At 39.7% G+C, this 7,873-nt stretch carries 8 protein-coding genes; all 8 read right to left on the reverse strand.

Going from position 1 to position 7,873, the window contains the following annotated elements:
- Positions 1 to 29: 29 nt before the first annotated feature.
- Positions 30 to 185, reverse strand: coding sequence for a hypothetical protein (locus tag ACM0OP_RS23250; RefSeq protein WP_414530778.1), 156 nt, complete (start codon positions 183 to 185; stop codon positions 30 to 32).
- Positions 186 to 253: 68 nt separating this feature from the next.
- Positions 254 to 1,255, reverse strand: a complete 1,002-nt coding sequence (locus ACM0OP_RS23255; protein WP_414530779.1) for an RpnC/YadD family protein — start codon at positions 1,253 to 1,255, stop codon at positions 254 to 256.
- A gap of 287 nt (positions 1,256 to 1,542) precedes the next feature.
- The gene (gene ureC, locus ACM0OP_RS23260; protein ID WP_414530780.1) at positions 1,543 to 3,249 is read right to left on the reverse strand and encodes an urease subunit alpha; all 1,707 of its coding nucleotides are present in this window, start codon (positions 3,247 to 3,249) and stop codon (positions 1,543 to 1,545) included.
- A 9-nt stretch (positions 3,250 to 3,258) separates the two neighbouring features.
- Positions 3,259 to 3,795, reverse strand: a complete 537-nt coding sequence (locus tag ACM0OP_RS23265; RefSeq protein ID WP_414530781.1) for a DUF1349 domain-containing protein — start codon at positions 3,793 to 3,795, stop codon at positions 3,259 to 3,261.
- Positions 3,796 to 3,804: 9 nt separating this feature from the next.
- Positions 3,805 to 4,110, reverse strand: a complete 306-nt coding sequence (locus ACM0OP_RS23270) for an urease subunit beta (protein ID WP_414530782.1) — start codon at positions 4,108 to 4,110, stop codon at positions 3,805 to 3,807.
- A gap of 21 nt (positions 4,111 to 4,131) precedes the next feature.
- Positions 4,132 to 4,434 (reverse strand): urease subunit gamma, encoded by a 303-nt coding sequence (gene ureA, locus ACM0OP_RS23275; RefSeq protein WP_194001470.1) that lies wholly within the window; start codon positions 4,432 to 4,434, stop codon positions 4,132 to 4,134.
- A gap of 9 nt (positions 4,435 to 4,443) precedes the next feature.
- Complete coding sequence (locus tag ACM0OP_RS23280; protein ID WP_414530783.1) at positions 4,444 to 5,283, reverse strand: urease accessory protein UreD; 840 nt, start codon at positions 5,281 to 5,283, stop codon at positions 4,444 to 4,446.
- Between the two features lie 211 nt (positions 5,284 to 5,494).
- A complete protein-coding gene (locus ACM0OP_RS23285) occupies positions 5,495 to 7,474 on the reverse strand; it encodes a WD40 domain-containing protein (protein WP_414530784.1) in 1,980 nt (659 codons plus the stop codon).
- Between the last annotated feature and the right edge of the window lie 399 nt (positions 7,475 to 7,873).

Below are 7,873 nucleotides of genomic sequence, written 5' to 3' on the forward strand. Positions count from 1 at the left end.
CGACCTATATTTATCAATTCACTATTTTGTTATTCTGTCAATGCGTAACTCCTAAAATCTTCTTTTTGTAGTAGCTGATAAGCTGCCAATATTTTTTCTATTTGTTGCCAGTCTTGATAATCAATCAAAACTGCTACCGGATGCATGGCTTCATCGGTGACAATTTTTTTCTTAAAAGGTAACATGATTTTTCAATTCAGACACAATGTTGCACTCTTTGATCGTAACTCTAAAAAAAAATATGCATTTACACTCATTCTGTAGTAGTTAAATCATCTAAAAGTTGTTGAAATTCGGCTGTAGAAGGAATTGCGATCGCTCTTTTCAGCAGCATTTTAAGTACAGATGCATCTTCTATGCCATTGATAACAGACAAAATAGAATATGGTACTTCTCCAAACCGCGTTTCGAGAATGTCAATCACATTATCTCGACCCATTTGGATAACTCCTTGTTCAATCCCTTGTTCAATCCCTTGTTCAATCCCTTGTTCAATTCCTTCTTGTTTTGCTAACCTTTCAATACTTGTTACGTACCGCATTCTACTGGCCTCCTCGTAACTTTTGACTTCTGTTTTAAAACTGAGCGCTAATTCTTCTGGTAATAACATCACCCAGTCAATAAAGCGGAATAATTCCAGAACGTCTTCCCGACTGTAACCCCTTTCAAATAGCTGTCTAACTAAGCTTAACTTCCACTGTAACCGACTTTCTGGATTTCGTTGCGTCGCTTTAGTCTTGAGATGCGCCATTACTATTATCCCAAAAGGGTTGGTAGTTTGTTCTAAAGTTTCCCATGCTTGTTCATAGTCTAAAAGTTTGGCTATGGGAAACTCTAAACTCACCCGACATCCCCCTAGTTGATAGCTGTAGTTGGAAGGTCGCCAATTCGCCTGTTCATCGGCTAAAACAGCCAAGCTAATCACTGGCTTTTTATGACGGTCAAACAAGCGGTAATTGTAGGTATACATCCGTTCAGGAAATTTGCTGTCATATTGACCTTGAACTTCTACATGAACTAATACCCAAGCTTCTTGACCATCAAGTAACCAAACTTTTGCTACTTTATCCACCCAACGCCGACCAATTTCAGCATCAGGTTCTAGTTGTTGTAATTCTGTATCCAGAAATTCGTATGGACGTGTCCAGTCGATAGCAGCATCAGCTAGGGGGAAAAAGAAGTTTAAAAACCTGGGAAAGTATAACTCAATAACTTCTTTCCAGGGACTATCGTAATCAGTATATTGTTCTGTCATTATCTAAGGAACTTCCAAGAAAGAAATTATCGGAATAAACTAACCGCAGAGACGCAGAGGACACAGAGTCATGAGAGTTTAAGAGGTTTTTTGTGTGAGGTGGTTGAGTGTTTTTTTCTTTGGAAGTCTAATTTATTATTAGCCCTGGCGACTGGAAGTCGCGGCTACACAGGCTCAGTAACCACCTACGTGGGTTAAAAACCCTTGTTTTTCCGTGAGTCCGCCTACGCGGACTTTGTTTGTGTAGCTGCGATTTTAATCGCCCAGGGTTGTTGCTTTTAACGTTTCTAAAACAAGAAATATCTTTGCGCCATTGGTAAAACAGTTGCGGGTTCACAAATCAGCAATTCACCATCAGCCCTGACTTGATAGGTTTCTGGATCAACTTCAATGTGTGGTAAAGCATCATTTAGCTTCATATCTCGTTTACTGATTTGACGTGTCCCGGAAACAGCGACAACAGATTTTTGTAATCCCAACTGGCTGGGAATTTCTCTTTCTAAAGCTGCTTGGGAAACAAAGGTTAAAGATGTGGCGTGACGCGCCCCTGCAAAACTACCAAACATGGGTCGGCTATGTACAGGTTGGGGTGTGGGAATACTAGCATTTGCATCGCCCATCTGTGACCAAGCAATCATTCCTCCTTTAATGACTATTTCTGGTTTCACACCAAAAAACGCTGGTCTCCACAAACATAAATCTGCAAGTTTACCCGCTTCTACTGAACCTACATACTCGGCAATTCCGTGAGTAATTGCTGGATTAATTGTGTATTTAGCAACATATCGTTTAACTCGATTATTATCTGCAAGTCCATCTCCGGGAAGGCTTCCGCGTTGCACCTTCATTTTATGAGATGTCTGCCATGTGCGAATAATTACTTCGCCAACTCGCCCCATTGCTTGGGAATCAGAAGCAATCATACTAAACGCGCCTAAGTCGTGCAAAATATCTTCCGCAGCGATGGTTTCCCGGCGAATGCGAGACTCTGCAAAGGCCACATCTTCGGGAATGCTGGAATCGAGGTGATGACATACCATCAACATATCTAGATGTTCTTCTAAGGTGTTAATGGTGTAAGGGCGTGTGGGATTAGTGGAAGATGGTAAAACATTGGCTTGTCCGCAAACTTTAATAATGTCTGGTGCGTGTCCACCGCCTGCGCCTTCGGTGTGGTAAGTATGGATAGCACGATCCTTGAAAGCCGCAATGGTATCTTCCACAAATCCGGCTTCATTTAGAGTATCGGTATGAATTGCCACTTGCACATCATATTCATCGGCAACACTCAGACAAGTATCAATGGTGGCGGGGGTAGTTCCCCAATCTTCGTGCAGCTTTAAGCCCATTGCACCTGCGGCTACTTGTTCGACAATTCCCTGGGGTTGACTGGTGTTACCTTTACCCATAAATCCTAAGTTGACAGGGAAAGCATCAGCAGCTTGTAACATCCGGTGCATATTCCAAGGGCCAGGAGTGCAGGTTGTAGCATTGGTTCCCGTAGCGGGGCCAGTACCACCGCCAATCATGGTAGTAATTCCAGATGCGATCGCAACTTCAATTTGCTGGGGACAAATAAAATGAATATGGCTATCAATACCGCCAGCAGTGAGAATCATTCCTTCGCCGGCTAAAGCTTCAGTTCCAGGGCCAATAATAATATCTATATTGTCTTGAATATAGGGATTTCCGGCTTTACCTATTTTGAAAATTTTGCCGTCTTTAATGCCAATATCAGCCTTGACAACACCCCACCAATCGAGAATTAAGGCGTTAGTAATGACTAAATCTACTGCGCCATCGGCGTTAGATATGGGGGATTGTCCCATTCCGTCTCTGATGACTTTACCGCCACCAAATTTCACTTCATCGCCGTAGGTGGTGAAGTCTTGTTCTACTTCGATAAATAATTCTGTGTCTGCTAATCGGATGAGATCGCCTAATGTAGGACCATAGGTTTCTGCGTAAGCGCGACGATCCATGCGGTAACTCATAACTACTCCTCAAAAACTGCGAATTTGGAATTTTTCAAACTTCATCGAAAAGCCTTTCCCATCAGGCGAGGCACACATCACGCCGACACTTACCGTTTCCACCGCAGTGAGATATGCCAGCCTCAGCATTGTATATTCAGTCCCATCCAAAGAATATTGCACCTCTATTGCAGTACCACGTCGAGTTACACGTATCCAAATTGCAGATGGATTTTGTGGCATTGGGACAACAGACCAATCAGAGTATTGACGTGTGACTACAGCACTCACTTGTTGCACACCATCAACAAATTCAATGCCACATTTCAACCAATACAATTCATCCAAGCGCACCATTAAACCAGCTTGGTCATACAAGTCTTGATATTGTCCACTGACTTTAACTTCACCAACAAAGTCACCGTTTATTTGTTGATATAAGAAATGACCATTATCTCTAATAAAGCCGTAGTGAGTTTCCCGCCAGAAATCGGTTTTTGCTCCGGAAGTAATTGAGATCGCCTCATCTTGCATCTTCCAAACAGGCGGTTCGTTATACCATTTCATTTCCATCAACTATAATGAACCATTAATTTTGTCATTAAAGCCGAAAACTTGCCGACTACCAACCAAAGGTACTAAAGTAATTTCTTTTTCATCCCCTGGTTCAAACCTCACTGCTGTCCCTGCGGGAATATCGAGACGCATTCCCCGCGCTTTTTCTCTATCAAAACTCAATGCTGCATTAACTTCGTAAAAATGAAAATGGGAACCAACTTGAATCGGGCGATCGCCTGTATTTCCCACCTGTAACTTAATAATAGAACGACCAGCATTTAACTCAATTTCACCATCTGGAGTAATAATTTCCCCTGGAATCATATTTTTACCTTTTTGTATTAATTATCGAATCGGATTATGGACAGTTACCAACTTAGTTCCATCAGGAAAAGTTGCTTCCACCTGCACATCATGCACCATTTCCGGTATACCCTCCATCACATCATCCCGTGATAAGAGAGTAGTCCCATAACTCATCAATTCGGCGACAGTTTGTCCATCTCTCGCACCTTCCAAAATCGCCGCCGAAATATAGGCGATCGCCTCTGGATAATTCAACTTCAAACCCCTATTTTTACGCCTCTCAGCCACCAAAGCCGCCGTAAAAATCAATAATTTATCTTTTTCCTGCGGTGTCAATTGCATTATGCTCTCCTAAACCTGCCATACTCTGGGTACACAGCCACCACGATGTAAAAAATCCCCTCGCAGCAACTCCCAAACAACCGTAAACCAGTTTCTCACCTCAGACGTAGAAGCACCACGATATCGACACAAAAATCCATTTTGTAACCGAGTCGTACCCACTTCCCCAGAACCATCCCATAAACTTCGCATTTTTGCCAATAATTCGGCAGAAATATCACTTCCCACCCAAACCAGACTACCTGCTATTGGTTGCCCAGCCAAGCCGTGCGGACTGTGAAAAACGGCTTCGCTACCCGGTAAGTATTGGCGATCAATCCACAAGGGTACGCCTTGCTGCCAAATTTCCGTATGCGATCGCCATTCTCCCTGTAAAAATTTTTCGCCTCTAGCAGTCCGACCAAATCGCGTAATTTCCCAACCTAACCAACTACCACCCGGTGCTAATTCTACCCGTAAATCTTGGCGATAAATTGCCCCGTTAAAGACAATTGTTTCTTGGGGTAGCCATTCTAAACAAGCACCAGCATCAACTTGGATATCAATATTTTGCCTAGCTTGCAGTCCGTTCGTACCGTAGATTTTACTAGCTGCTGCTGTGGTAATTAAAGCTTGTGTATTAGGTTGGAGGTGGATATTAGAGGATAGGCGATCGCCTCCCACTACGCCCCCAGCAGTGTGTAAGATGACACTATGACAAATTTTTGCACCCTCTGGATAAAAAGGCCGTTGTACCTTCAAAGGTGCTTGATTGTGACTGTAAATTAACTGGGTACTATTGAGGCGATCGGCATATACTAAATTAAGTTTGCCATGCCAAGTTTTATCTATTGGACTGTTAACAATCATTTAGAAGTTGATAAAGTTTGTCTCAGTTTAACTTTATCATTCAAAATATAAAGATTATTAAGTATATAGAGAGATTAAAGATAACGCCTCTAAAAATTGTTGAATTGATGAATTACAGATTCTTTCATAATATCCTTCCGTAAAAATTGATGAACCAAATCTTTTTCAGATCGCATACATTGTCGTAAATCAAATTTTCTCCTAATATTATTTACTCACACCGCCAAATCTTAATTGTTTTGTCATCACCACCACTAATAATAGTCTTACCATCTGGAGTGAAAGCAATAGAATGTATAGCATTTGAATGTCCAGAAAGAGTATTGATTAATTCTTTTGTACCTAAATGCCACAATTCAATTGTGCCGTCTCCACTACTACTAATAGCTAAAGTTTGTCCATCAGGACTAAAGGCAATTGATGTAATACCACTTGTATATCCTGAAAATGTGTGAATTATTTTCCCAGTAGGTAGATGCCAAAGATTAGTAGTTTGGTCATTACTGCCACTAGCTAAAGTTTTACCATCAGGACTAATTGCAATATTTCTAACCCCTTCTGAATGTCCTTTTAGAGTAAGAACAGCTAATCCTGTTTTTATATCCCATAATTTGATAGTACTGTCCATACTACCGCTAATTAATGTCTGACCATCCGGAGTAAATACAACGGACATAACAGAGTTTTCATGATCTGTTAGGGTACAAATTAACTCTTCAGTGTTTAAATTCCATATCCTAATTGTCTTATCTGTACTACCACTGGCTAATTTTTGACTATCAGGACTCAACACCACCGAAGTAACAATTTCTGAATGACCTCTAAAAGTTGTTCCAGCTAGAGAGTACCAAAGCATAATTGTTTTATCAGTGCTAGCACTCGCAAGAATTAGACCATCATTACTAAAATTTATTGACCTTATGGTATTTGAATGACCGTTGAAAGTCGCAACAACTTCACCATTATCTAAATTCCAAAGGTTAATTTTATGATCTCCCCCTCCACTGGCTAAAATTTTACCTTCGGGGTTTATAGCCATAGCATAAATAATACCAGTATGTCCATTTAGGGTGTTTACACATCGCCAATTCTGTTTTTTACTAGTTTCAAAATCTGCTAATAGCTGCAAATCGTTGTTATATATTTTTCGATAATCCTCACAGATTGAACTTAGTTGTTCATTAATCTTACTTGTCCAATCTGAAGGAATATCAGCCTCTATATTAAATAACTGCGGTTCATAATTTGGATCAATATTTAAATAATACCAATCTGCCAAAAACGCCGCTAATAACTTATGCAAAGTCACAATAGTCTGTCTAATGACTCGAAAGCTTTGCTTTTCATCAATTCCAGCTTCATCTAATTGCTTTTTTACTTCCTCCCAGTTCCAAGGTTCAAAAGATAAAGATATTGGTTTTTGCAGTCCCCAAAACCGCACATTAAAATAAACTTCATGGTCTGTAATATCGGTATAAATAATGGCAGTTGGTACAGCAGATAAAATCGTTTCTAATTGCTTAACTTCTGCATCAAAAACAGAACGTTCAAAATATTTACCATAAAATTCCACTGGGCATAAATCATCCTGAAGCGGATAATGCTTTTCTAAAAATATTTTTAATTGATTGCGAATTTCTTTATTGAGACTGTCACGAAATGATATAGGAAAATCTTCGCTAATATCTGGAGGTGGGACTAACATCAATAAGCGTGGTTTCTCTTGTCCCTCAATAAATATTCTCTGTAGTTCATCCCGACTTAAAACACCTGGCCACTTCTGCTGGTCAAAAATTGCCTGAATTTCTTGCTTTTTAATTTCAATTTCTTGGGATGTATTTTCTCTAATTAAATCTAAATATAAAGCACTTATTTTACGTCTGTCGTCTAATTCCTCCTGTTTTAATTGCAAAGCCCTTTCTTCTCTTTCTGCCTTAGCTGCGGCAATGTGAATATCTGTTTTCAACCGAAATTCTTGAATTTGTATTAATTCTTTCTCCCTAACTTCTCGACGGTTATAATAATCTATTTCTGCCTGACGTATTCGCCCATCTTGTCTAACACTTTCAATTTTTGCAGGTAAATGACCTTTATTTTCTTTACTAAATTTTTTCTCAATAAAAGCAGAAACGATTTTGTCACCAGCTTGCACAACAAAGGCAGTAACAGCACCAATAATATTAAATGCCATATTTAATCTGAATACTAACGAAATAATGTAAATTTTAGCACAATACATTATTTTGAGCGATTTATAAAAATTTATATTTTCTTCTCTTATTTGCCCCTTTGCGTTAGAGTAAGAACGCTATTCAGGATAGCTCAACCCACCTTAACATTTTACCAAGAGCTACAATTGCTCTATAAAGGTAGGAATCAGCCTTAGCAAACACCCAAAACCATTGGCAAAGATTTCGTTTTGAGGGGGTGACAATAGGAGCTTATAGGCTTTTTATTTCTTCTTCAATCAAAGTAAGAATTTGTAAAATATTCTTTGACTCACTGGGTTTAACAACCAACTCATCTCCCACATGAACCAGAAGTGTTGAATGTTAAGAAAGAGGTGATAAAAATAACCCAAAATATGGTA

This window comes from Nodularia chucula CCY0103 (assembly GCF_963923915.1).
Lineage (GTDB): Bacteria > Cyanobacteriota > Cyanobacteriia > Cyanobacteriales > Nostocaceae > Nodularia > Nodularia chucula.

Excerpts from the sequence above, each read along its gene's own strand:
- ACM0OP_RS23250 (WP_414530778.1), bottom strand. The coding sequence starts at position 185 with ATGTTACCTTTTAAGAAAAAAATTGTCACCGATGAAGCCATGCATCCG.
- ACM0OP_RS23255 (WP_414530779.1), bottom strand. The coding sequence starts at position 1,255 with ATGACAGAACAATATACTGATTACGATAGTCCCTGGAAAGAAGTTATT.
- ureC (WP_414530780.1), bottom strand. The coding sequence starts at position 3,249 with ATGAGTTACCGCATGGATCGTCGCGCTTACGCAGAAACCTATGGTCCT.
- ACM0OP_RS23265 (WP_414530781.1), bottom strand. The coding sequence starts at position 3,795 with ATGAAATGGTATAACGAACCGCCTGTTTGGAAGATGCAAGATGAGGCG.
- ACM0OP_RS23270 (WP_414530782.1), bottom strand. The coding sequence starts at position 4,110 with ATGATTCCAGGGGAAATTATTACTCCAGATGGTGAAATTGAGTTAAAT.
- ureA (WP_194001470.1), bottom strand. The coding sequence starts at position 4,434 with ATGCAATTGACACCGCAGGAAAAAGATAAATTATTGATTTTTACGGCG.
- ACM0OP_RS23280 (WP_414530783.1), bottom strand. The coding sequence starts at position 5,283 with ATGATTGTTAACAGTCCAATAGATAAAACTTGGCATGGCAAACTTAAT.
- ACM0OP_RS23285 (WP_414530784.1), bottom strand. The coding sequence starts at position 7,474 with ATGGCATTTAATATTATTGGTGCTGTTACTGCCTTTGTTGTGCAAGCT.